The sequence below is a fragment of the Saccharothrix sp. ALI-22-I genome, from assembly GCF_001984175.1.
Lineage (GTDB): Bacteria > Actinomycetota > Actinomycetes > Mycobacteriales > Pseudonocardiaceae > Actinosynnema.
In genome coordinates, this window is record NZ_MTQP01000069.1 from 218,437 (window position 1) to 242,444 (window position 24,008).

Here is a 24,008-nt window from a genome sequence, read left to right on the forward strand (position 1 = left end):
GGCTGGATGCGCGTGCTGTTCACCTTCGCCGGCGGGCTGGGCCACTTCCAGCCGCTGGTCCCGCTCGCCTCGGCCGTCGCCGCCGCCGGCCACACCGTCGCGTTCGCGGCCGGGCAGGCTCTGCGGGAGGCGATCGAAGCGGCCGGGTTCACCGCGTTCGCGGTGGACGAGGGCAGCGGTGACGAGGCCCCGGAACGCCTGCCGCTGCTGGTACCGGACCGGGAGCGGGAGGACCGCGACCTGCGCGAGGGCTTCGTCCGGCGCGGGGCCGGCCGTCGGGTGCCTCGCTACCTGGACCTGTTCGGCCGGTGGCGCCCGGACGTGGTGGTGTGCGAGGAAGTGGACTTCGGCAGCGTGCTGGCCGCCGAGAAACTCGAGCTGCCCTATGCGAACATGCAGGTCATCGCGTCGGGTTCGTTCGTGCGGCCGGCGGTGATCGGGGAAGCGCTGGCCGAGTTGCGCGCCGAGCACGGCCTGCCGCCCGATCCCGACCTGGTCATGCTGCACCGGGACCTGATGCTCTCGCCGTTCCCGCCGAGTTTCCGCGATCCGGGCTTTCCGTTGCCGGACAACGCTTTCCCGATCCGCCCACCGGTCGGCCCACCGGCCCGGTCCGACACACCCACCGTGTACTTCACCCTGGGCACGGTGTTCAACACCGAGTCCGGCGACCTGTTCTCCCGGGTGCTGGCCGGGCTGCGCGACCTGCCGGTCGACGTGGTGGCCACGGTCGGCCGGCACATCGACCCGGCCGAGTTCGGCGAGCAACCGGCAAACGTGCGCATAGCCCGCTACCTCCCGCAGGCCGAGGTGCTGCCGCGCTGCGACCTGGTGGTCTCGCACGGCGGCTCGGGCAGCGTGATCGGCGCGCTGGCGCACGGCCTGCCCACGGTGCTGCTGCCCATCGGGGCCGACCAGCCGCACAACGCCGAACAGTGCGTGCGACTCGGTGTGGGCAAGGAACTGAACCCGATCACCGTCACCCCACAGGACGTGCGGGCCGCAGTGACCGAGGTGTTGGCGGATTCGAGTTACCGACGCGCCGCCGAACGGGTGCGGACCGAAATGCTCGACCTACCCGACCCCACCCAAGCCGTGCCGCTGCTGGAACGGTTGGTCACAGCTCCGGTCACAGGTGCCCGAGGTCGATCGCTGACCGGCGACCAGCGATGAGCACGATCTCAAGATCACTCTATTGGGCGAATCGTGGGCAAATCGGTCGTCATCGTGAAACTTTCAGCGCACCATTGACGTTGCCGGTAGGGAAGAAGGAGGCGGCTGCGCGGCAGGACCTGGACATCGGATCGCCTGCTCCAAGCTTTCCAGCTTTCCACGCCGATCAACCGCCGCCGCCCACCGCTCGGCCCACACCAGCATGATCGGCCGGACCGCCCCGCCAGCGTGAGTCGGCCGCCCCCGCCAGCGTACGGACCGCCCCACCAGCGTGATCGGGCCGGACCAACGTGATCGGCCGGACCGCAGCGATCGGCCGGACCAGCGTGATCGGGCCGGACCGCCCGTTGTGCGGCTGGTCGGCCCCGATGAGCAGCAGCGCTGACGTCAGCCCTGCTCCTGCTCCACCTGCCGGTTCCAGTCGGACTTGGTCGACTGCCACCCGTCCTCGTCCGCGCCGAGCCGCCAGTAGCCGGAGATCGACATCTGCTCGCGCGCGATGCCCCGCTCCACCTTCAGGTGCCTGCGCAGCTCCTTGACCATGTTCGCCTCGCCGTGCACGAAGACCTGGACGATCCCGTCCGGGAAGTCCAACGCCTTCACCGCCGCGACGACCTTCTCGCCTCGCGGCCGTCCGGCGCGGTGCACCCACACCACGTCCGCGTCCACGGCCTGCTCGTCCTCGGGCCCGTCGACCTCGACGAACACCTCCGCCCGAGCACCCGCGGGCAACGCCTCCACGGCCGCCGCGATGGCCGGCCACGCGCTCTCGTCGCCCACCATCAGGTGCCAGTCCACGTCCGGGTCGGGCGCGTAGCCGCCGCCGGGGCCGGCGAAGTGGATCACGTCGCCGGGCTGCGCCTTGGCCGCCCACGGCCCGGCCACGCCCGAGTCGCCGTGCGTGACGAAGTCGATCCACAGCTCACGCGCCTCAGCGTCCCACTTGCGGACGGTGTACGTGCGGGTCCGGGGCCACTGGTCGCGCGGCATCGTGTCGCGGATCGTGCCGATGTCGTACGGCTCGGGGTAGACCACGTCGTCCAAGGGGAAGCTGAGCTTGACGTAGCTGTCGGTGTACGGCCCCACGGCGAACTCCGCGAGTCCGTCACCACCGAGCACCACGCGGATCATCTGAGGGGCGATCCACTCCGTGCGGATCACCTGCCCGCTCTTGCCGCGGGCGCGGGACCGTTCGGCCATGTCGCGTACTCCTAGGTGACTCCGACGGCGCAGGGACCTCTTCACCGTACGTGAGGCGCGGGCCGCGGCCGTCCGGCATACCCGGTGCGTGCCACCCCCGCCAGAGGTGTCCCACGAGTAAGGTGGTGAACCTGGTCACCGAATTCCGCGAAGCGGAACATATATCATCCACGTCATCGACCGGAAACCGGTCGGAAATGATCTCGCCACGAGCCGCGCCTATTTTTCCCACATGCCAAACGCCGGCGCGCTGCCGAACAGTGAAATGCGGGGACTCGCCAACAGAACGCCGTGGTACCGGTCGCTGTTCGTGCAGCTGATGATCGCGATATCGGCGGGCATTCTGGTCGCGGTGCTGTGGCCGAAAGCCGGGGCGGCGGCCAAGCCGTTGGCCGATGCTTTCATCAACCTCATCAAGATGCTGATCGCGCCGATCGTCTTCTGCACGGTCGTGCTGGGCATCGCGCACGTCGGCGACCTCAAGTCGGTCGGCCGCATCGGCGTGAAGGCCCTGATCTACTTCGAGGTCGTCACGACGTTCGCGCTGCTGTTCGGCCTGCTTGTCGGCAACCTGGTGCAGCCGGGCAGCGGGTTCGACATCGACCCCGCCACGCTCGCCACCGGCGCGGAAGCCGTTGCCAAGAAGACCAACGACGGTGAGTTGCCGAGCACGGTCCAGTTCCTGGTCAACGTCATCCCGACGTCGTTCATCAAGGCGTTCGCGGACAACGCGATGCTCCAGGTGCTGTTTTTCGCGGTGCTGTTCGGACTGGCGCTGGCCAAGCTCCGGGACCGCTCACAGGCGGTCGTCGACTTCATCGAGCAGGGCAGCCGGCTCTTTTTCACCATCATCGGCTGGATCATGCGGGTGGCGCCGTTGGGCGCGTTCGGCGCGATGGCCTACATCGTCGGGCAGTACGGGATCGCGTCGCTGGGCAACTACGGCAAACTGATCGCCTGCTGTTATCTGGCGGCGGCGCTGTTCATTCTCGTGCTGGCCGCGATCTCGCGGTACCTGGCCGGGGTGAGCCTGTGGAAGTTCGTCCGGTACATCAAGGACGAGCTGTTCATCGCGCTCGGCACGGCGTCCACCGAGGTCGTGCTGCCGCGGATCATGGCCAAGCTCACCAACGCGGGCTGCTCGCGGGCGACGACCGGGCTGGTGGTGCCGACCGGCTACTCGTTCAACCTCGACGGCGCGACCCTGTACCTGGCGATCTGCACGTTGTTCCTGGCGCAGGCGCTCGGCGTGGATTTGAGCCTGGGCGAGCAGATCACCGCGGTGCTCGTGCTCATGCTGACGTCCAAGGGCATGGCCGGTGTGCCCGGCTCGTCGTTCCTCGCGCTGTCCGCGACGATCGCGGCGATCGGTCACGGCGCCATCCCGGTGGCCGCGGTCGCGATCCTGCTCGGCGCGGACCGGATCATGGACTCGATGCGGGTGTCGGTGAACCTGCTCGGCAACTGCGTCGCGACGCTGGTCGTGGCGCGGTGGGAAGGCCAGCTGGACCGGGACCGGCTGCGCGCCGTGCTCGCCGGTGAGGACGTCCCGCCCCTCCAGGACGAGCCCCGACCGGATGACGAGGAGTCGACCTTGTCCGGGGCGCCGGCGTAGTACCACCAGGACCGTAATCCCCCATGTCGCGCCACCTCGGCCGCTCCCAGGTCGAGGTGGCGCGATCCCGTTGTCGGGACGCCGACGGCGGGGTCGGGCGCGGTTCGTTCAGGCGGCGGTCGAGTTCACCGGGTTCCGTCACCGGCGGGGGCCGGTGGCGGAACGGTGAGGCCGGCGGCGGTCCGGCCCCACCTGCCGGCGATCAGACGGGGCGCCCGCTCCACTCCGCCGCGAGTTGGGCGGCCAGCTCCAGGTTCGCGGCAGCGGCGTCCTCGGTGCGGCGCCCGTACCCGCAGGCCGCGGAGATGCCGACGACCGGTACGCCCAGGGCGTCCACGGTCAGTTGCAGCGCTTCGCGGGTCTCGTCCGGGTGGTCCTCGGCCACCACACCCGCGATCACGTCCACTCCGCGCCGCAGGTGCCGCAGCGCGTCGAAGAAGACGGGATTGGTGGGTGGCGGGTTCTTACCGCTGGCCACGGGCAGGTGCACGATCGGCATCGGGACGCCGCGTCCGGGCAACAGGTCGGCCAGCCCGTTGAGGAATTCCACGGCCGGGCTCAGGTCGACCGGCGTGAACACGGGCACGCGCTCCAGATCGCCGTAGCACAGGTGCAGCACCCACCGGGTGTGCGGCGCGGCGGCGAAGATCTCGGCGGCCTGCTGGGTGAGTTCGACGGTGAGCAACGGCCAGGCCAGGTGCGGGGTGCTGTTGTAGGACACGAGCACGGCGGGCGTCTCCAGTTGGAGTTGCACCCGATCGCCCCACCGGGCGGCCAGTCCGGCGACCTCACCCAGCACGGCGGCCTGCATGGTGGGCATCCACTCCCGGGCGGCCTCCACCGAGCCGAAAGCGAACAGCGCCAGGTCGAGCGCGTTGGGAATGCCGACCTGCACCCGCAGCGGTTCACCCATGTCGGGTACTTGCAGCCGTTCCAACGCCGCGAACGCCGCCTCGGCCTGGTCGAGCCGGGCGAGCCCGACGTCCTCGGGGCGCAGCCGGTGGCCCGGCCGGACCCGGTAGTACGGCATGTCGTCGTAGCCACGGCTCTCGCCGCCGCGCACCTGGTCGAGAGCGCGCAGGGAGACCAGGTGGTGCGTGAGCCAGTCGATGATCCACCGCGGGTCGCGGTCGTACGGGAGGGCGGTCAGCGGGGCGTTGCCGCGGTGACGGAGGTACCAGTCCATCGCGGTGGCGGGGTCGTCGCACAGCGGGCGCGGCAGTGAGCCGACGAGGTGGACGGGCAGCGGGCCGTGAGCACGGTCGTGGGCGGGCGGGTGTGTATCTGCGGTCGTGCGAGACATGAGAAGTTGTTCTGCTTTCACTGTGAACCAAGCGTGAAACACCCAGGGCGGTGCAGGATCACCGCGTCCGACTCCCTGGTGTTGAACGCATCCTGACCGCACCCACCAACCGTGGCCACTTAGGATGATCGACAAGAGCCGACCGTGCAGATCCTCCACGCGATGGTGTGATGGCCCGGGTCACACGTGAATCCTTTCTGGACAAAAGACCACCGCGGGATCAACGCCCGTTCCCTTTACGCGGTCGGCAAGCCCGGCGTGTCCAACGTTCAGAACAGGCGTGTCCAACGTTCAGAACAGGCGTGTCCAACGTTGGGAATGGGCGAGTTGAACGTTCGGAACGTCAAGGGCGGGAGTCGGCTACGGAGGTGATGACGGAAGTGAAACAGACCCACGCCTGCCGCCCGTTCGAGCAACGGCACTACGCTGCCCGGCATGGCGAGGTACTTCGACGTGCACCCGGTGAATCCGCAGCGCAGGTCCATCGATCAGGCGGTGGCGCTGATCAAGTCGGACGGCCTGATCGCCTACCCCACGGACTCCTGTTACGCGCTCGGCTGCCAGCTGGGCAACAAAGCCGGCTTGGACCGCATCCGGCAGATCCGGCACCTGGACGACCGGCACCACTTCACCCTGATGTGTCGTGACTTCGCCCAGTTGGGGCAGTTCGTGCACGTGGACAACGCGGTGTTCCGGGCGATCAAGGCGGCGACGCCGGGCAGCTACACGTTCATCCTCCCGGCGACCACCGAGGTCCCACGCCGGTTGATGCACGCGAAGAAGAAGACGGTCGGCGCGCGCATCCCCGATCACCCGGTGGCGCTGGCGCTGCTGGAGCAACTGGGCGAGCCGTTGCTGTCCAGCACCCTCCTGCTTCCCGACCAGGAAGAACCGCTGACCCACGGCTGGGAGATCAAGGAGCGGCTGGACCACGTGGTCGACGCCGTGCTGGACGCGGGCGACTGCGGCACCGTGCCGACCACCGTCGTCGACTTCTCGCAGGGTGAGCCGGAGGTCGTCCGGCGCGGTGCCGGCGACCCGTCCCGATTCGAGTAAATCACCTAGGGATCAAGACTTTTGCGCCGCCCTGAGGTATGGGAGCGTTCCCAGAGTGGGTAGCTCGACGCTACCCCTCCCTCAGCGCAGAAGGAGTTCACCCGTGCGGAAACGGTTGTCCTCGGCGGTCCTCGCCGTCCTGCTGTCGCTCGTCGCCCTCCCGGTCGCGGCGGCCTCCGGCCCGGCCGACCACCGGCTGAAGACCTGCCGTCCGGGCCTGCTGTTCTGCGAGGACTTCCAGAACGTGCCCACCGGCGCGGGCACCAGCCTGAAGTGGGGCGTCGACACCAAGAACGGCTCGCTGGAGGTCGAACGCGACCGAAGGGGCCAGAAGACGCTGCACGTGCGCGCCGAGGGCAACGGCCGCGCGTTCCTCAAGGTGGACGACTTCGCCGCGCCGGGCAACAGCTTCTACGGCCGGGTCCGGGTCAAGGTCGAGGCGTACCCGACCAAACCGGACTGGGCGCACTACACGCTGATCGAGGCCACCGGCGACGGCCCGGAGATCGTGCGCCCGCTGGGCGGCCAGTACGTGCCCACGCTGGACAAGGTGCTGACGGGTGTCGGCGCGGACGGCGGCCCGACCGGCGACTGGACGAACTGGCGCGAGTCGGCGCCGGCGAAGGACGACGTGTGGCAGTGCGTCGAGTGGCGGATGGACGCCTCCGACAACCGGATCACGCTGTGGTTCGACGGCGTGCCCAATCCGGACCTGACCGTCTCCACCCGTGAGCACGGCGGCAACCAGGTCGACTTCCTGTTCCCGAAGTTCGACACGGTCAAGCTCGGCTGGCAGCTCTACCAGCCGAACGACGGCAGCTACGACATCTGGATGGACGACATCGCGTTGGGCGCCGACCGCATCGGCTGCTAGCTCCAACCGCGAAAAACCAGGCGCGGGCCGGGCGGCGGCGCTGCTAGCGTCGCCGCCATGTCCTCGTCGTCCTCGGCCATGGTGCCCCGCCACGCGGGCCTGCCGATGCTGGACGGATGACGGAAGTCCGAGGCCCCTCACCCCTGGGGCCTCAGCGCTGGGAGCCCCCGCACCAGGAGGTTCCGATGTCGCGCTTCTACGTGACCACCGCCATCCCGTACGTCAACGCGCGCCCGCACCTGGGGCACGCGCTGGAGCTGGTGCAGGCCGACGTGCTGGCCCGGCACCACCGCCTGCACGGCGACCGCGTGCGGTTCCTGACCGGCACCGACGACAACTCGCTGAAGAACGTGCTGGCCGCCGAGGCGGAAGGGCTGTCGCCGGAGGAGCTGGTCGACCGCAACTCGGCGGCGTTCGCCGCGCTGCGCGACCCGTTGGCGTTGTCGTTCTCCGATTTCATCCGCACGAGCCGCGACGCCAGGCACCGGTCCGGCGTCGAACGGCTCTGGCGGGCCTGCGCGGACGCCGGCGACCTCTACCGCACGCACTACGAGGGCCTGTACTGCGTGGGCTGCGAGCAGTTCTACCCGCCCGCCGAACTGGTGGACGGCAAGTGCCCCGAGCACGACGTGGAGCCGCAGCTCGTGGCCGAGGAGAACTGGTTCTTCCGCCTCTCCCGCTACCAGGACCGACTCCACGACCTGATCAGCAGCAACGTGATCCGGATCGAGCCCGCCGCGCGCCGCAACGAGGTCCTCGGGTTCATCGCCTCCGGGCTGCGTGACTTCAGCATCTCCCGATCACGCGCCCGCGCCCACGGCTGGGGCATCCCCGTGCCGGGCGACCCGGACCAGGTCGTCTACGTGTGGTGGGACGCGCTGGGCAACTACATCAGCAGTCTCGGCTACGGCACGGACAGTTCGAACTACCGGCGTTGGTGGGTGGAGAGCGACCGGCGCGCGCACGTGATCGGCAAGGGCGTAGTGCGCTTCCACGCCGTGTACTGGCCCGCCATGCTGCTGTCCGCCGGCGAGCCGCTGCCGACCGACGTCCTGGTGCACGACTACCTCACCACCGACGGCCGCAAGATCAGCAAATCGGCCGGTGACGCCGTCGACCCGACCGAGTTGGCCGACCGGTACGGCTCCGACGCGGTGCGGTGGTGGCTGCTGCGCGAGGTGCCGCGCGTGGGTGACGCCGATTTCACCGTCGCCCGACTCGTCGCCCGCGCGAACGAGGACCTGGCCAACGGCCTGGGCAACCTGGTCAACCGGGTGACCGTCATCGTCCACCGCTACCGCGACGGACGACCACCCGTCGCCACCGAGCCCGACAAGGAAGCGGAACGGCTCGACGCGGCGTGCCGTGACGCGCCCGATCTCGTCCACGAAGCCCTCACCGACTTCGACTTCAGACGGGCGACGGCGGCCGTGTGGCGGATCGTCGAGGAGGCCAACCGCTACGTCGAGCAGGTGCGCCCGTGGGAACTGTCCCGCGCCGAACGCGGCGGTGACGCCGAGGCGGGCAAACGGCTGGACGCCGTCATCACCGCCCTGCTGACGGCGTGCCGAGTCCTGGCCACCCAGCTCACGCCGTTCCTGCCCGCGTTGGCCGCACAAATCTCCACGCAGTGCATCTCGCTCGCAGGCCAACTCCCCCTGCCACAGGTCCTGTTCCCCAGGCTGTGACTCAGTCAGGCAGGCCTGCTGCCATCGCGATCCACAGCGTCGAAAAATTGGACTGGATCACATCGCGGCCACCGAGGGACCGAAGGTGGTTGACCGGCCGCCGGAGCGGGTACCTCGAACGCGCGTTCGACGGAAGGGAGACCGAGGTGAACCGGAACCCGGAGAAAGATCCGCAGGACTGGACGACGGGCGACGAGCCGATGACCGGTCCGCAGGAGTCCTACCTGCACACGTTGGCGCAGGAGGCGGGCGAGGAGGTGCCCGAGGGGTTGACCAAGGTCGAGGCCTCGCAGCTGATCGACCGGTTGCAGGAGCAGACCGGCCGCGGCAAGTGATCTCGGCGTAGCACGACGCCAGCCGGTTGTCCGATCCGGACGGCGCGTTTTCGGACAACGAACGGCGTTGTCAGGACGTTGTCAGGTCAGTGAACGGTGTTCATGAAAACGCTCCGGCGTTGACGAACCGGCGGTTACCGTTCGCTGGTGCAGATCCCGTGGAGAGCCGCACCCCGCGCTGCCCTGTCCAGCCCGTTGACGCTGCTGGTCAGCGTGGTCACCGCGCTGTTGCTCAGCTTCGTCGTGGCCGCCGCCACCATGCACTCGGCCGCTTCCGGCAGCGCTGCGATCGACTACCAGCAGAACCGGTTGTGCAAGGAGGCGTTGCACCCGTCGCTGGAGGCCACGGGGGTCGGGGCGGTCCCGCACCAGCACGTCGCCGAGGTCGTGCGGGAGATCACCGCCGCGGTGCCGGACAAGCGGCCGTTGATCGGCACCTACACGCGGGAGAAGAGGGTCGACTTCGGCGGTAGGCCGACCGAGGCCAAGTTCGGCTACCGGCCCGGCGCCACCGACCACCTGAAGGTGCTCCAGGGCGGTTCGAAGGACGGCCTCTGGGTGCCGCAGAGCATCGCCGCCACCACCGATCTGCAACTGGGCAAGCGCGGCCTGGGCGGGCGGCTGCCGCCGGTCACCGCGATCTACGCCGACGTGATCGACCCGCTGCCCGAGTGGTGGTGCTCGGAACGCCACTTCGTCGTGCCCAACGTGCTGGACCGCGACGAACTCGCGACCGCCGTGGTGTGGATGCCCAGCGCCGAGTCGTTCGCCGAGCTGCCGCCGGAGGCCGCTGACGACACCGACATCACCGTGCGCTTCCCCGCCGCCGCGCCGCGCACGATCGACCAGGCCCAGGCCCTGCTCACCGAGGGCACCGCCCGCATCGCCCCGATCCGTGGCGGGTTCAACCGCGAGATGTCACCGCTGGTCCTACCGGTGGAGAACGCCGCCCAGACCGTGCGGAACGTCCGCTCCGCCGTCCTCCCGCTCACCTTGATCAGCCTGCTCATCGGCCTCGCCGGCATCGCCACGGTGACCGTCCAGTGGGCGCAACGCCGCCAGCACGAACTGCGGTTGCTCTGGGTGCGCGGCTCCGGCCCGTTCGCGCTGGGCGGTCGCGGCGTGCTGGAACTGGGCCTGCCGCTGGTGGTCGGCGGCGCGGCCGGGTTGGGCACGGCTCGCCTGCTCCTTCCCGTCTACGCGCCGTCGGACGCGCTGCCGCCGGGCACCGGGTCGATGGCGGCGCTGGCCGTGCTGGTGGTCGTGGTGCTGAGCATCGCGGTCACGTTCGCCACCGGCGCACTGCGCACGCACCGGCTGTTCCAGGTCGCGAACCGCGGCAACCGGCTGCGCAAGGTGCTGACCGCCCTGCCGTGGGAACTGGCCACCGCCGCGCTCGCGGCGTGGGCGTGGAACCGGGTGCAGCACAGCGGTCTGTCCACCACGACGGAGATCGGCGGGCTGCCGCGCATCGACGCCGCCGCTCTGGCGTTCCCGCTGCTCGTCGTGCTCACCGCGGCGTTGGTGACGGTCCGGTTGGCGCGGTGGGCGCTGGCCGCGTCGCACCGGGCGAGGTTGTGGTCCAAGCCGGTCGCGCAGTTGGCCATCCGCCGGCTCGCCGCCGCCTCCGGGCCGGTGACCGGCGTGCTGCTGGTGGGCGTACTGGCGATCGGCACCATCGCGGTCGGCACCGCCATCGCGGGGTCGCAGAAGACCGCGCTGGACGTGAAATCCGGCATGTACACCGGCGCGAACAGCTTCGCCCAGATCAAGCCGGACACCACCGAGCTGCCGGCCTCGTTGCGCGGTGACTCCGCCATCGTCGGCTACGTCGAGCAGCACGACCGCACCGCCCTGGTGGTGGACCCGAAGACGTTCCGCGACGGCGCGTTCCCGTTCGAGATCGACCCGGCGCTGCTGAACGAGCCGCTGCGGGTCGGCAACGTGCCGCGCCGCGAAGTCCGGCTGCCGGGCCTGCCGCCGGTGAACCCGACGGCGTGGGTGCCGTCGTTCCCGAAGCTCGGCCGGTCCGGCTGGGTCGTGCCGGTCGACCGGATCGAGGACCGCAAGGACGTCGGCTCCTGGTACGTGTGGTCGCGGAAGCCGCTGGGCGAGCTGACCGAGGCGTTGGCGGCGGCCGGCGTGAAGTTCCGCAACGTCGGCGAGAGGTCGAAGGCGGTGCGGGGCCTGCCGTTCCTGACGATCCAGTGGACGTTCGGGTTCGTCACGGCGCTCGGCGCGGTGCTCGCCGTGGTGGCCGCGATCGCACTGCTGCTGGCGGTCGAGGTGCGGCGGCGGCAGAACGCGCTGTCCGGCGCGTTCAGCGCCCGGATGGGTCTGGGACCGGCCGCGATGCTGCGCAGCCACCTGCTGGAACTGGGCGCCGTGGCCGCCGCGGCGGTCGTCGTCGGGATATCCGCCAGCGCGGTGAGCACCGGTTTCACCGTGCCCAAGCTCGATCCCGCACCCCGCCTGACCCCGGCACCGGAAGTCCCGAACGTCCTGCCGATCCTGGTGACGACGGTGGCGGGCAGCGTGCTGGTGGTGCTGGTGGCGGCGTGGATCGCGGTGCGCTCGGTGCGTTCGGCGAAAATCGGGGAGTTGATCCGTGGCTGAGCACGTGTTGCGGCTGAGCGAGGTGGGTGTGGAGTACCGCACGCCCGCCGGGGCGGTGACGGCGGTGTCGGGCGTGACGCTGGACGTGCCCGCGTCGGGGATGACCGTGCTGGCGGGGCCGTCCGGGTCGGGCAAGTCGACGTTGCTGCGGGTGCTGAGCCTGGTGGAGCGGCCCACGGCGGGTGGTGTGGAGCTGCGCGGCACGGGCACGGCGCGGCTGTCGTCACGGGCTCGGCGGAAGCTGCGGCGGCGGGAGATCGCGCTGGTGTTCCAGAACCCGGCGGACAACCTGATCGGGCACCTGGACGTGGGCGACAACCTGCGGGCCGCGGCGCAGGCGGCGGGTCGGCACGCGCCGGTGGAGGAGTTGCTGGAGCAGTTGGGGCTGCCCGGCACGGCCACCTGGAAGGTGTCGGCGATGTCGGGTGGGCAGCAGCAGCGGCTGGCGTTCGGGTGCGCGTTGGCGCGGCAGGCGACGGTCGTGCTGGCCGACGAGCCGACCTCGCAGCTGGACACGTCCTCGGCGGACCTGGTGCTGGAGACGTTGGCCGACCTGGCGCGGCGGGGTGTGCCGGTGGTCGTCGCCTCGCACGACCCGAGGCTGATCGCGTTGGCGGACACCAGGTTCGACCTGCGGAACGGGGTGTTGGCGGCATGACGGCGTTGCGGGCGGCGGGGATCGAGCGGACGTTCCGGCACGCCGGCGGCCCGGTGCACGTGCTGCGCGGGGTGGACCTGGAGGTGGCGGCCGGTGAGCTGGTGACACTGTCCGGCCCGTCCGGGTCGGGCAAGAGCGCGCTGCTGGCCGTGCTGGCGGGGTTCGACCGGGCCGACGCGGGGACGGTGGAGATGTGCGGCGAGGTGCTGACTGCGGCGCCGTCGTGGAAGGTGTGCGCGCTGCTGCCGCAGGCGATGGGCCTGGCCGGTGAACTGACGCTGGCGGAGAACGTGGCGCTGCCGATCCGGCTCGGCCGCACCGGCGGGTCACTCACTCGGGTGATGGAGTTGCTGGCGGAGCTGGGCGTCGGGGAACTCGCCGACCGGTACCCCGCCGAGGTGTCGTACGGGCAGCAGCAGCGGGCCGCGTTGGCGCGTGCCGTGGTCGGCTCGCCGAAGGTGCTGCTGGCCGACGAACCCACCGCGCACCTCGACCAGCGCAGCGCCCCGACGGCGGTGCGGGTGTTGCGGCGGGCGGCCGACGCGGGCGCGGCCGTGCTGATCGCCACCCACCACGACGAGGTGCACCGGGCGGCTGACCGCACGCTGGTGCTCAGCGGCGGGCGGATCTCCGTAGGATAGGTGCCGATGTTGCGCCGATCAGTAGCCGTCACCCTGGTCTTCTCGCTGCTCGCCCTGTTGGTGGTGGTCAGCGACTCGCCGTACCCGACTATGCCGGGCCCCAAGCGCGACGCCCCGCGGGCGATCGTGGCGCTCGGCGACAGCACCATGTCCGGTGAGGGCGCGGGCACCTACGAGCCGGGCACGGACGGCGAGAACGGCAACTGGTGCCACCGGTCGTTGAAGGCCTCGGTGCACAAGACGCGGGTCGCGGGCGTGGACCGGGTGTTCAACCTGGCCTGTTCGGGCGCGAACTCGGAGCAGGTCGGCGTCACCGACCAGGTCCGCAACACCGAGGGCTCGCAGGCCAGGCAGCTGGCCGCGATCGCACGCGAGTACCGGGTGTCGGTGGTCGTGGTCGCGGTGGGCGCGAACGACGACCCGCGGTTCGCCGACGTGCTGGGCGCGTGCCTGCGGGCGTGGATCGAGCGCCGCACCGACTGCGCTCGGACCATGGCCGACGAGTGGAAGGCCCGCGTCGAGCGGATGGTGCCCAAGGTGGAGCGCGCGCTGCGCGACATCCGCCGGGTATTGCAGGACGAGGGCTACACGCCCCGCTCGTACACGCTGGTCCTCCAGTCCTACGCGGCGCCGGTCGCGCCGGGGCTGCCGTTCGACCTGCAGAACCTGGCGGGCTGTCCGCTGCGCACGGGTGATCTGGAGTGGGTGCGGGACACGGCGGTCGAACAGCTGTCGGACGGCCTGCGGTCGGCGGCGAAGGCCGTGGAGGCGCGGTTCCTCGACCTGTCGCAGGCCGGTGAGAAGCGCGAGGCGTGCATGGGCGGGCAGAAGCCCGAGGACGAGTGGTTCACCCGGCTCACGGTCGACTTCGACGGCCTGCGGGACGAGGTGCGGGCCCGGCACGCGTTGCAGGAGTCGTTCCACCCCAACGACCGGGGGTACGAGCAGTTCGGTCGGTGCATGACGGAATTCCTGGCCACGTCGGAGCCGGAGGCGTCGTGCGTCGCCGGGGACGACGGGAACCTCAGCGCGGTCGTGGCGCGGGACTGACCAGGACCTCGATCTCGGCCGCCGTCCAGAACGGCGTGCGGCGGGCGAGGTAGGCGGCGATCCGTTCGGCCGTCCACCGGTGCGCCTCGGCCAGGCCGAACGCGAGCATCGTCAGGTAGGCGGCCGAGGGTGCGGTGTGCTCGACCTCGGCCGCGCTCCACGGTGCGGTGAACGTCAGCGCCGGGTGGCGGTCGGGTGTCCGGTTTCCAGTTCGTGCCGGGTGCCGACGATCTTGATGTAGCTGCCGACCCACGTCGTGCCGCGGGCCGGTGTGCCGTTGATGGCGTGGCGGCTCGCTCTGTGCAGCATCAGGTTGTCCGGGTTCAGGCTGCGCTCGGCGTTGACCACGAACTGGTCCTGGTGTTCGGCCAACCACCGCTCGTAGGCGCCGCTGTCCACGGTGAACTCGTACATCGGGACATCATGCGCCGCCCGGCCCCCACGGGCTGTCCGCCATCCGGTGCCACTCGTCCTCCAGGATGGCGTAGATCAACTCCTCGCCCCACGCGCCCTTGAAGATCTCGTTGTGCCGGAAGTGGGCTTCGCGGCGCATGCCCAGCCGTTCCATCACCCGCCACGACGGCTCGTTGAACGCGTCGCACGACGCCACGATCCGGTGCAGGCCCAGGTTCTTGAAGCCCAGGTCGATCATCGCGGCGGCGGCTTCGGTGGCGTACCCGTTGCCGTGGTGGTCGGGGTGGAAGGTGTAGCCGACCTCGCCCTGCCGGTGCGCCTCGCTGCGGTACTTGAGCACCACCTCACCGATGACCTCGCCATCCTTCTCCACGGCCAGCGCGAGGTTCTCGCCCTCCTTCTCCGGCCACGTCACCGACATGTCCCGAGCCAGTCTCTCGCTGGTGTCCTCGGGCGTGCGGACGTCGCCGTAGAGGTAACGCACGACGTCCGGGCGTGACTGCCACGACTGCAGCGCGGCGTGGTCGTCGAGAGTGAACGGGCGCAGCGTCAGCCGCCGGGTTCGAATGGGGAAATCGGGCTTGCTCACGCTGATCAATCTACGAGGATCCCGCGCAGCCGTCCTCCGAGTTTCGCGGCCAGGTCCGCGAGGTCGCCGTCGGGGAAGTCGTAGGAGCCCCCTCGGCCGAGAACGCGGCGAACTGCTGCTGTTCGTACGGCACGCCGGGCGGCAGGGGCGCCAGGTGCCAGTGCGTGTGCCGGTTGCCCTGTTGGCTGCCCAGGCTCAGCAGGTAGAGGCGTTCGGTGGGGACGATCGAGGTCAGCGCGGTGCCGGCCGCGTGGACGACCCGCCGCAGGGCCAGGTAGTCGTCCAGCGGGAAGTCGCCGATGACGTGCTCGCGGTGCTCGACCGGCGCGACCAGCACGTGCCCCCACATGAACGGGAACTTGCTGAGGAACACCACGGCCCGCTCGTCGCGGTGGGCGACGTGGTGCGGGTAGTCGGGGTTCCCGGCGAGCATTTCGCAGATGAAGCACGCCCGGCGGACCAGCTCCAGGTAGGACTCCTCGTCCCACGCCACCCAGGTCACCGGCCGACCACCAGGTGGAAGAAGCGGGCGATCAGCGGGTACGGCATGCGGTCGGCCAGGGCCAGTTCCAGGCGTTCGAGATCGGCGAAGAACGCCGGATCGTGCTTGCGGGCGTTGTCGGCGACGTAACCGGTGACCGTGCAGATGCCGTAGTGGCCGAGCACCGCACAGCCGTCGAGCCACCCGACGACCTGGTCGGCCGTGTACTGGATGACGTTGTGCACCAGCACCACGTCGTACTCACCGCCCACGTCCTCGGCCGGATCGGTCAGATCCGCCCGCACGACCCGGACCGGCAGTCCCGCGGAGGCGAACGACCGCTCCGCTTCGGCCAGCATCTCGGCCGACCGGTCCACCACGGTCACGTCGTGGCCGCGCCGGGCCAACCGGAGCGCGTCCGCCCCGTCGCCGCCCGCCAGGTCGAGCACCTTCGACGGCGCGGACGGCAGGTGGCGGGCCAAGTTGGCCTCCGCCTGCGTGTACCGCAGCCGTCCCCACGGGCTCTCCTGCCAGTCCCGCTACCGTCGCGTCGCGCTGTCGAAGGTCACCTGATCAATCTATAGATCGGCCAGGGCGGTGATCGGGGACTCGACGCAGTCGGCGGCGAACCGCAGGAACCCGCCCGCCACTGCACATCCGGTGGTCGAAGGCCAGCGTCAGCCGCATGACCTGCGCACCGCCAACTGCCCGCCAACTGCCCGCCCACCGCTCACGCCGGTTGCCTATCGCCTGGTGCGGGAGGGGCTGACCAACGTCGCAGGTCGGTCAAGCACCGACGATCTTGGTGACGATCCCGATGATGCCCAGGGCGATGGGCGCGATCGTGGCCAAGCCGTCCACCAGCGCGCGCAGCCCGTTGGCGGAGGTCTCCACAAGTTTCTTGTTCGGCTTCTCCTTGGTCGCCTTCTCCACCAGGTCGGCGGTCGTCGTGGCGACGGCCTCGGCGTCTTCGGCCTGCTCCGGCGGGAGCTTCTCCAGCTCCCTGCCGAGTTCCGCGACCAACCTGTTCAGCTCGGCTTTGGCCCCGTCGTCGAGCGTCGTGGCCGCGCCGACGGTCTGGGTGACGTTCGTCAGCGCGGACTTCACGTTGATGTTGGAGTTGACGACGTTCTCGAAGCTGATCTTGTCGCCCATCGTGACCTCGCTGTTGATGTTGATCTGCTGGAAGTGGATGACCGGTCCGGGGCCTTTCGGCACCAGCTCCGCGTTGTCCAGTCGCGCCACCGACCCGACGACGAATTCCGCCGTCGCCCGTTGCAGACCACGGTCCTTGGTGGGCTGGAAGTCCACCAGTGCCCGCTGCGCGGCGGGCTCCCGCATGTCGTCAACGAGTTGGAGCGCGGTCTTGCGGCTGAGGTTGGTCAGCTCGATCCGTCTGCCGTCCGGAAACGTGAGCGCCACGCCCACGCCCTTGAACCGCTTGTAGTAGTGGTCGACGACGGTCCGGATGGCCATTGCCCCGCCGACTGCCAGGGAGAAGGCGTAGACGAGCGTGGCGGCGTCGAAGTACTCCTTCGTCGGATCGGCGTGGCCGGTGGTGTGTCGCTCGACCGCCTCGTAGACGTCGGCGACCAGCCCGTCCACCGGGACGTCGTAAGGGTTGCCGTGGTCGGAGAACCGCCGCACCGACGCCGCCAACGCGTCCGGCCGGACCGGCAGGGCGTTGCCGTCCAGGTGCAGCTCGTCCAGGGCCAAGCCGACCAGGGAATCGACCGAGGTCAGCCGGTTGTCCGACAGGTCGAGGCGGCGCAGGCGGGTGAGCGGGCGCAGGTCGTCGGGCAGCGCCGTGATTCGGTTGCCGGAGACGTCCAACGACTCCAGGGTCGGGGCCAGGGCGTCGAGTGAGCGCAGCCGGTTGCCGGACATGTCCAGCGTTACCGGCGCGTGCAGCGGAACGACCTCGGTCAACGCGTTGCCGTACAGGTGGACGTGCCGCAGCGCCGTGCACGCGGCCAGTTCGGGCGCGACGGCCGACAGGCGGTTCTCCGACACGTCGAGCCGGACGAGCCCGACGAGCGAGCCGAACTCGGGTCCGAGGGTGGTCAGCCGGTTGTTGCCCAGGTCGAGTTCTTCCAACCCGGCCAACCGGAACAACGACGGCGGCAGCGCGGTCAGCCGGTTGCCGCTCAGGTCGATCCGCCGCAGCCGCGGGTCGGCGGGGAAGTCGTCGGGAAGCTCGCGCAGCCGCAGGCCGCGCAGGTCCAGCACGCCCGTCCCGACCCAACTCCGCGACTCCAGCGCGGCCGCAACCCGGTTCACCGAACGTCCTCCCGCGCTCCCGCCCCGATCAGGTCCTCGATCATCTTCCCGTGGCCCTGCGCCTCGGCCTGGGCGAGGGGCGTGACGCCGGCGTCGGTCGCGATGTTGGGGTCGGCGCCGAGTTCGAGCAACAGCGCCACCGGTCCGGCGTCGAACCCCAGGCTCGCGAAGTGCAGCGCGGTCCACCCGTCGTTGCTCCGGGCGTCGAGGCTTGCCCCGGCGCCGGCCAGCAGCCGCAGGCACTCCATGGCGCGGTCGTTGTGCGTGGGGTCCCGGCTCCACTGGTTGCGGCCGTCCGCGGCGTGCATCAGGGGCGTGAAGCCCTGCACCGTCCGCGCCTCCACGTCGGCTCCCCGGCTGATCAGCAGCTCCACGGTCTCGGGATGGGCGTCCATGCAGGCGGCCATCAGCGCCGTCATGCCCTCGTTGTTCTCCTCGTCCACGTCCGCGCCGGCGTCCAGCAGGGCCGTCACGACGGCGAGCCGCCGGTCCGCGATGCCGGCGACCGAAGCGTGGTGGATGGCCGCGTCGCCACGATCGGTCACGGCCGACGGGTCGGCTCCGCGCCGCAGCAGCTCCCGCACGACCTCGACGTCCCCCCGCGCCGCCGCACCGATCAGCGCGGTGTTCCCCGAGTGGTCGGCGGTGTTCGGGTCGGCGCCCCGCTCGCACAGCAAGGTGACCAGGGCCGGCGTCACCGCGTTCATCAGCGGGGTCCGCCCGGTGCTGTCGGCGACATCGGCGCCTGCCCCACCCGCGAGCAGGCGGGCCGCGACTTCGGGGTGGCCCGACGACACAGCGTGGTGCAGCGCGGTGCGGCCGTCGACGTCCCGTTCGTCCAGCCGTGCCCCGGCGTGCAGCAGCGCCTCGACCACGCGCCACTGGCCGCTCATCGCGGCACGGACGAGCGGGGTGACGCCGTCGCGGTTCTTGTGGTTCGCGTCGGCACCGTGGGCCAGCAGGAACGACGTGAGGTCCGCGCTGCGGGCGGCCGCGTCGGACAGCAGGCTGTCGCCCTGGTCGTTCACCGCCTCGTCCACGTCGCGCCCTGCCTCGTGGAGCACCCTGATCACGTCGTACAGGTCGTCGCGTGACGTGCCCGCGTGGGTGAGGCCGTCGTCGACCACGATGGCGCGGCTCCGGCCGAGGTCGGCCAGGCCGAGGAGCGGCACGTCGGCGGCCAGGGCATTGCGCACCGCCACCGGGTCACCGCACGCGACCGCCGCGTGGACCAGGGTCTCGGCGTCGAACTGCGAGAGGTCTCCCCCGTCCCGCAGGTTGCCGCGGATCGCGAGGTCGCGCATCGCGGTCCGGGGCGACTCGGCATGGACGCGCGCCGCCCGCTCCGCGCCGGTGACCAGCGCGGCGACGTCCTGCTCGTCGTGCCCGACGCGGCCGGTCCGCTCCAGTTCCGCGAACCACGCGGCGGCCCGCTGCGGCAGGTCCGGCGTGACGACCGGCTTGCGCACGGCCCGGAACCGGACCTTGAACGCGGCCGGGAAACCGGTGCAGGCGAGGTGGAACACCCCGCCGGGCGAGTAGGCGACCACCACGTCCGCGGGCGGGACGCCGAGCAGCTCCACCAGCAGCAGGGCGCAGCCGACCGCGTAGTCGAAGTCGATCGGCCCGCCGGCCTGCGACAGCGACAGGTGGGTGTACTGCCCGTGCGTGGTGCAGATGATCACCAGACCGGCAGGCAGCACGGCCGTGCGCGGGTCGGCCGGGCCCACCGGCCGACCCGCCAGTCGCGCCGACTCCTCCAGCAGCCGCGGCACCGCTCCCGCCATCCCGCGAGCCAGGTCGTGGCCGAACGACTCCTCCTGACCGGACCGCAGGTCGTTGGTCACGTGGTGCCCGAACTCGTGGTAGATCGGGCCGAGGAACCTCTCCAGCGATGCCACGCCCAGCACGACGTCTCGGCCGACGGCGAACGTGGAGTCGACGCTGTCCCCCGGAACGACCCTCGACGTCCGGGTGATGTCCCGCAACACGCGCTGCCGCGCACTGGACTTCATGGACTCGCCGACCGGACCACCGGCGAAGTTCGCGAAGCCGAGCAGGATGAACGCGGTCAGCGCGGCGTCCTGACCGGGAGCGTCCCGGCGCACCATCGCCTGGAACCGCTCGAAGACCTCCGGCCCGACCTCGCGGGCGAGCCGCCGGACGGTCTCCGGGTCGGCCAGGAACAGCCGTGGGGCGAACCCCGTCACGTACAGCTTGACCAGCGCGGGCATCTCGGCGGTCGGCACGGCCTCCGGCGAGCCGGTAGCCCCGAAGTCGGGCAGGCCCAGGTCCGCGGCGAAGATCCGGCCGAGCGCCACTGCCGCACCGCGGTCACCCTCCACGGCCAACGACGACAGGGCCGCGACCACGCCGCGCGCCGCGGCCGGTCCGGGCGATTCCCGAGCGATCTCGACCAGCTCGTCGAACACGGTCAGGGACATCGGCCGGTTCACCTTCTCCCCGGGGCACACCTCACTACGTTTCGTAGTTCGCCCACCGGGAGGATGCTGTTACGGCCGTTCGCTCCGCGTGGTCCGATCGAGGGACGCCCGCCGCGTCGCGCTGTCGAAGGTCACCTGATCGATCTATAGATCGGCCAGGGCGGTGATCGGGGACTCGACGCAGTCGGCGACGAACCGCAGGAACCCGCCCGCCGTGCCGCCGTCGCACACCCGGTGGTCGAAGGCCAGGGTCAGCTGCGCGACCTTGCGCACCGCCAGCTGTCCGTCCACCGCCCACGGCCGGTCGATGATGCGGCCGATGCCGAGGATCGCGGCTTCCGGGTGGTTGATGATCGCGGCCGAGCCGTCGACGCCGAACACGCCGTAGTTGTTGACCGTGAACGTGCCGCCGGTCATCGCGGTGGGTGCCAGTTTGCCTTCGCGCGCGGACGCGGTGTGGGCGGCGATGGCGGTGGCGAGTTCGGTGGTGGTGAGGGACTGGGCGTCCCGCACGACCGGCACCACGAGGCCGCGGTCGGTCTGGGCGGCGAAGCCGAGGTTCACCTGGTCGAGGACCACGATCTCGTCGCCCTCGACCCGTGAGTTCAGCTCGGGGAACTTCTTGAGGCCCAGCACGGTGAACCGGGCCAGCAGCGCGAGCAGCGACACCGACGGCATCGCGGCGCGTGCGGCCAGGAAGTCGGTGGCGTCGACGTCCACCCACACCGTCGCCTCGGGGATCTCCCGACGCGAGGTGCTCAGCTTCTCCGCCACCGCGCCGCGCAAGCCGCGCAACGGGATGCGGCGACCGGCAGCGACCGGGGCCGGAGCTGGGGCTGGGGTTGGTGCGGCACGGGCGGCCAGCTCCCGCTCCACGTCCGCACGCCGGATGACGCCGCCCGGCCCGGTGCCGTCGATGCGGTCGAGCGCCAGGCCGTTCTCCCGCGCCAACTGCCGCACCAGCGGCGAGATGACAGCGGGCGCACCACCGGAAACGGTTGCGGCCGGCGCGGAAGCGGTGCGGGCGGCCGGGATCGTGGCCGGTTCGGCGTGCCCGAGTGTTGAACTCGGGTGTTCTGAACGTTGGACACGCGCGTTCTGAGCGTTGGACACGCGGGGGCGGCGACGGCGGCGCGGGGTGTCGGACGTGCCGTAGCCGATGAGGACGTTGCCGGAGGACTCGGTGCCGGAGGACTCGGTATCGGGTGCACCGACCGACAGCAGCACGGACCCGACGGCCAGCTTCTCCCCCGGCTCTCCGAACCGCGCGCTCACCACGCCCTCGAACGGGCAGGGCACCTCCACCACGGCCTTCGCCGTCTCCACCTCCACCACCGGCTGGTCGATGGACACGTGGTCCCCGACCGACACCAGCCAGGTGACGATCTCGCCGTCGGTCAACCCCTCGCCCAGGTCGGGCAGCCGGAAGTCAGGCACCGTAGCTCCCCACGACCTCGTCGTCCCACTGCAGCCGGGCGATCGCGTCCAAAATTCGATCGACACTCGGCAGGTGGTGTTCCTCCAGCTTCGGCGGCGGGTAGGGGATGTCGAACCCGGTCACCCGCAGCACCGGCGCGTGCAGGTGGTGGAAGCACCGCTCGGTCACCCGGGCCACGACCTCCGCGCCGTACCCGCCGAACCCGGACGCCTCGTGCACGACCACCGCACGCCCGGTGCGGCGGACGGACGCGCACACCGTCTCGTCGTCGAACGGCGACAACGACCGCAGGTCCACGACCTCGACGTCCCAGCCCTCCTCCACCGCCGCCTCGGCCGTCTCCAACGCGGTCGCGACCATCGGCCCGTACGCGATCAACGTGACATCCCGCCCGGGACGCCGCACCAAAGCCCGGTCGAACCCGATCGTGTCCGAAGAGTCGACCGAAGAGTCGACCGAAAGATCACCCTTCGCCCAGTACCGCCGCTTCGGCTCCAGGAAGATCACCGGATCGGGCGAGGCGATCGAGTCGCGCAACAACCGGTACGCGTCATCCGGCGTACCGGGCGTGACGACCCGCAGCCCCGGCGTGTGCGTGTAGTACGCCTCCGACGAGTCGCAGTGGTGCTCGACCCCGCCGATCCCGCCGCCGTACGGCACCCGGATCACCACCGGCAACGACACCCGGCCGCGCGTGCGGTTGCGCAGTTTGGCCAGGTGGCTGGTGATCTGCTCGAACGCCGGGTAGGCGAACGCGTCGAACTGCATCTCCACCACCGGCCGCAGCCCGTTCATCGCCATGCCGATGGCCGTGCCGACGATGCCGGACTCGGCCAACGGCGTGTCGAACACCCGCTGCTCACCGAACCGCGCCGCGAGCCCGTCGGTCACCCGGAACACACCGCCGAGCGCCCCGACGTCCTCGCCGAACACCAGCACGCTCGGGTCGGCGGCCAACGCGTCGGCCAACGCCCGGTTCAACGCGCCCGCCATGGAAACGCCGGTCGACACCGTCCTCATGCCAGTTCCTCCCGCAGCGCCGCAGCCTGTTCCCGCAGGTGACGGGGTGTGGACGCGTAGACGTGCTCGAACAGCTCGTCCGGCGAGGGCACGATGTCGGCGTTCATCTTCGCCCGCACGGACGCCGCGAACTCCTCCGCCTCGGCCGCCACCGCCGCGCGCCGCGCGTTGTCCAACAGTCCCCGCGAGACCAGGTACGCCTCCAGCCGGTCCACCGGGTCCCGGTCCAGCCACGCCGCGACCTCGTCGGACGTGCGGTAGCGGGTGGCGTCGTCGGCGTTGGTGTGCGCCTCGATCCGGTAGGTCAGCGCCTCGATCAACGTCGGCCCGCCCGACAGGACCGCCTCGCGCACCACCGCGTACACGGCGGCCACGTCGTTGCCGTCCACCAGCACCGACGGCACGCCGTACCCGATGCCCTTGTGCGCCAACGACGGCGCGGCGTTCTGCTTGGACATGGGCACGCTGATCGCGTAGCCGTTGTTCTGCACCAGGAACACCACCGGCGCGTTCCACACGCCGGCGAAGTTCAGCGCCTCGTGCGTGTCACCCTCGGACGTCGCGCCGTCACCGAGCAGCACCAGCGCCGCCGTGTCCTCGCCCTTCAACCGCGCCGCGTGCGCGAAGCCCACGGCGTGCAGGGTGTTGGTCGCCAACGGCGTGCACTGGGGGCCGACGCGGTGCTCGTACGGGTCGTAACCGAGGTGCCAGCCGCCCTGGAGCAGGGTCAGCGTCTCGGCCGGGTCGACGCCCCGCGTGACCAGGGCGACGGAGTCGCGGTAGGTCGGGAACAGCCAGTCGTCGGGGCGCAGCGCGAGCACCGAGCCCACCTCGCACGCCTCCTGACCGCGTGACGACGGGTAGACCGCCAGCCTGCCCTGCCTGGTCAGCGCGGTGGCCTGGGTGTCGAAACGGCGACCGACGACCATCCGCCGGTGCAGCTCGACCAGCACGTCGTCGTCCGGCATGGCCAGCGGCGAGTCGTCCACCGGCGAGCCGTCCTTGCGCAGCAGCGACAGCGGTTCTTCGCTGGGCAGCAACGCCCGCTCGGGCACGCGGGTCCGGACCATGGCTCCTCCGGGTGTCTCAAAAGACGAGGTGAAGGCATGGTCCAGCTCACACCGGCCAATGTT

At 70.8% G+C, this 24,008-nt stretch carries 22 protein-coding genes; 10 read left to right on the top strand and 12 right to left on the bottom strand.

Going from position 1 to position 24,008, the window contains the following annotated elements; genetic code table 11:
* Positions 1–6: 6 nt before the first annotated feature.
* Positions 7–1,173 carry a glycosyltransferase gene (locus ALI22I_RS43275; protein WP_077011400.1) on the top strand — a complete coding sequence of 389 codons (1,167 nt, stop codon included), beginning with the start codon at positions 7–9 and terminating at the stop codon, positions 1,171–1,173.
* A gap of 387 nt (positions 1,174–1,560) precedes the next feature.
* On the opposite strand, the gene ALI22I_RS43280 is transcribed toward ALI22I_RS43275, so the two are convergent.
* Positions 1,561–2,373 (bottom strand): siderophore-interacting protein, encoded by an 813-nt coding sequence (locus ALI22I_RS43280; RefSeq protein WP_077011401.1) that lies wholly within the window; start codon positions 2,371–2,373, stop codon positions 1,561–1,563.
* A gap of 232 nt (positions 2,374–2,605) precedes the next feature.
* Here ALI22I_RS43280 and dctA point away from each other — a divergent pair, with 232 nt between their 5' ends.
* Positions 2,606–3,988 (top strand): C4-dicarboxylate transporter DctA, encoded by a 1,383-nt coding sequence (dctA, locus tag ALI22I_RS43285; RefSeq protein ID WP_179118544.1) that lies wholly within the window; start codon positions 2,606–2,608, stop codon positions 3,986–3,988.
* Positions 3,989–4,190: 202 nt separating this feature from the next.
* Here dctA and ALI22I_RS43290 read toward each other — a convergent pair whose 3' ends face one another.
* Positions 4,191–5,291: a hypothetical protein gene (locus ALI22I_RS43290; RefSeq protein WP_143532740.1), complete on the bottom strand. Its 1,101-nt coding sequence runs from the start codon at positions 5,289–5,291 to the stop codon at positions 4,191–4,193.
* Positions 5,292–5,726: 435 nt separating this feature from the next.
* On the opposite strand from ALI22I_RS43290, the gene ALI22I_RS43295 reads away from it, so the two are divergent.
* From ALI22I_RS43295 to ALI22I_RS43330, 8 genes are all read left to right on the top strand, one after another.
* The gene (locus tag ALI22I_RS43295) at positions 5,727–6,347 is read left to right on the top strand and encodes an L-threonylcarbamoyladenylate synthase (protein ID WP_077011403.1); all 621 of its coding nucleotides are present in this window, start codon (positions 5,727–5,729) and stop codon (positions 6,345–6,347) included.
* Between the two features lie 103 nt (positions 6,348–6,450).
* On the top strand, positions 6,451–7,221 hold the full coding sequence (locus ALI22I_RS43300) for a hypothetical protein (protein WP_077011404.1): 771 nt from the start codon (positions 6,451–6,453) through the stop codon (positions 7,219–7,221).
* 185 nt (positions 7,222–7,406) lie between these two features.
* A complete protein-coding gene (metG, locus tag ALI22I_RS43305) occupies positions 7,407–8,909 on the top strand; it encodes a methionine--tRNA ligase (RefSeq protein ID WP_077011405.1) in 1,503 nt (500 codons plus the stop codon).
* 146 nt (positions 8,910–9,055) lie between these two features.
* Entirely contained in the window at positions 9,056–9,244 is a 189-nt protein-coding gene (locus tag ALI22I_RS43310) for a DUF3072 domain-containing protein (RefSeq protein WP_143532801.1), read from the top strand.
* Between the two features lie 147 nt (positions 9,245–9,391).
* Positions 9,392–11,860 carry an ABC transporter permease gene (locus ALI22I_RS43315; RefSeq protein WP_143532741.1) on the top strand — a complete coding sequence of 823 codons (2,469 nt, stop codon included), beginning with the start codon at positions 9,392–9,394 and terminating at the stop codon, positions 11,858–11,860.
* The gene (locus ALI22I_RS43320; protein WP_083752447.1) at positions 11,853–12,518 is read left to right on the top strand and encodes an ABC transporter ATP-binding protein; all 666 of its coding nucleotides are present in this window, start codon (positions 11,853–11,855) and stop codon (positions 12,516–12,518) included. The genes ALI22I_RS43315 and ALI22I_RS43320 overlap by 8 nt, the downstream gene beginning before the upstream one ends.
* Positions 12,515–13,159 carry an ABC transporter ATP-binding protein gene (locus tag ALI22I_RS43325; protein ID WP_077011407.1) on the top strand — a complete coding sequence of 215 codons (645 nt, stop codon included), beginning with the start codon at positions 12,515–12,517 and terminating at the stop codon, positions 13,157–13,159. Before ALI22I_RS43320 ends, ALI22I_RS43325 begins: the two co-directional genes overlap by 4 nt.
* Positions 13,160–13,165: 6 nt before the next feature.
* Positions 13,166–14,209: a GDSL-type esterase/lipase family protein gene (locus ALI22I_RS43330; RefSeq protein ID WP_077012030.1), complete on the top strand. Its 1,044-nt coding sequence runs from the start codon at positions 13,166–13,168 to the stop codon at positions 14,207–14,209.
* Here the strand turns inward: ALI22I_RS43330 and ALI22I_RS54950 are convergent.
* From ALI22I_RS54950 to pdhA, 10 genes are all read right to left on the bottom strand, one after another.
* Positions 14,184–14,318 (bottom strand): hypothetical protein, encoded by a 135-nt coding sequence (locus ALI22I_RS54950; protein ID WP_274523052.1) that lies wholly within the window; start codon positions 14,316–14,318, stop codon positions 14,184–14,186. The genes ALI22I_RS43330 and ALI22I_RS54950 overlap by 26 nt on opposite strands.
* Positions 14,319–14,383: 65 nt before the next feature.
* Entirely contained in the window at positions 14,384–14,623 is a 240-nt protein-coding gene (locus tag ALI22I_RS43335) for a hypothetical protein (RefSeq protein WP_077011408.1), read from the bottom strand.
* 7 nt (positions 14,624–14,630) lie between these two features.
* A complete protein-coding gene (locus tag ALI22I_RS43340) occupies positions 14,631–15,212 on the bottom strand; it encodes a GNAT family N-acetyltransferase (RefSeq protein ID WP_077012031.1) in 582 nt (193 codons plus the stop codon).
* Positions 15,213–15,222: 10 nt separating this feature from the next.
* Complete coding sequence (locus tag ALI22I_RS43345) at positions 15,223–15,714, bottom strand: HIT family protein (protein ID WP_083752448.1); 492 nt, start codon at positions 15,712–15,714, stop codon at positions 15,223–15,225.
* On the bottom strand, positions 15,711–16,175 hold the full coding sequence (locus ALI22I_RS43350) for a class I SAM-dependent methyltransferase (RefSeq protein WP_077011409.1): 465 nt from the start codon (positions 16,173–16,175) through the stop codon (positions 15,711–15,713). Before ALI22I_RS43350 ends, ALI22I_RS43345 begins: the two co-directional genes overlap by 4 nt.
* A gap of 304 nt (positions 16,176–16,479) precedes the next feature.
* Entirely contained in the window at positions 16,480–17,973 is a 1,494-nt protein-coding gene (locus tag ALI22I_RS43355; protein WP_077011410.1) for a leucine-rich repeat domain-containing protein, read from the bottom strand.
* Entirely contained in the window at positions 17,970–20,417 is a 2,448-nt protein-coding gene (locus ALI22I_RS43360; protein ID WP_143532744.1) for an ankyrin repeat domain-containing protein, read from the bottom strand. The genes ALI22I_RS43355 and ALI22I_RS43360 overlap by 4 nt, the downstream gene beginning before the upstream one ends.
* Positions 20,418–20,561: 144 nt before the next feature.
* Positions 20,562–21,854: a dihydrolipoamide acetyltransferase family protein gene (locus ALI22I_RS43365; protein WP_077011412.1), complete on the bottom strand. Its 1,293-nt coding sequence runs from the start codon at positions 21,852–21,854 to the stop codon at positions 20,562–20,564.
* On the bottom strand, positions 21,847–22,875 hold the full coding sequence (locus ALI22I_RS43370; RefSeq protein ID WP_077011413.1) for an alpha-ketoacid dehydrogenase subunit beta: 1,029 nt from the start codon (positions 22,873–22,875) through the stop codon (positions 21,847–21,849). The genes ALI22I_RS43365 and ALI22I_RS43370 overlap by 8 nt, the downstream gene beginning before the upstream one ends.
* Positions 22,872–23,945, bottom strand: coding sequence for a pyruvate dehydrogenase (acetyl-transferring) E1 component subunit alpha (pdhA, locus tag ALI22I_RS43375; RefSeq protein WP_077011414.1), 1,074 nt, complete (start codon positions 23,943–23,945; stop codon positions 22,872–22,874). Before pdhA ends, ALI22I_RS43370 begins: the two co-directional genes overlap by 4 nt.
* Positions 23,946–24,008: the final 63 nt, after the last annotated feature.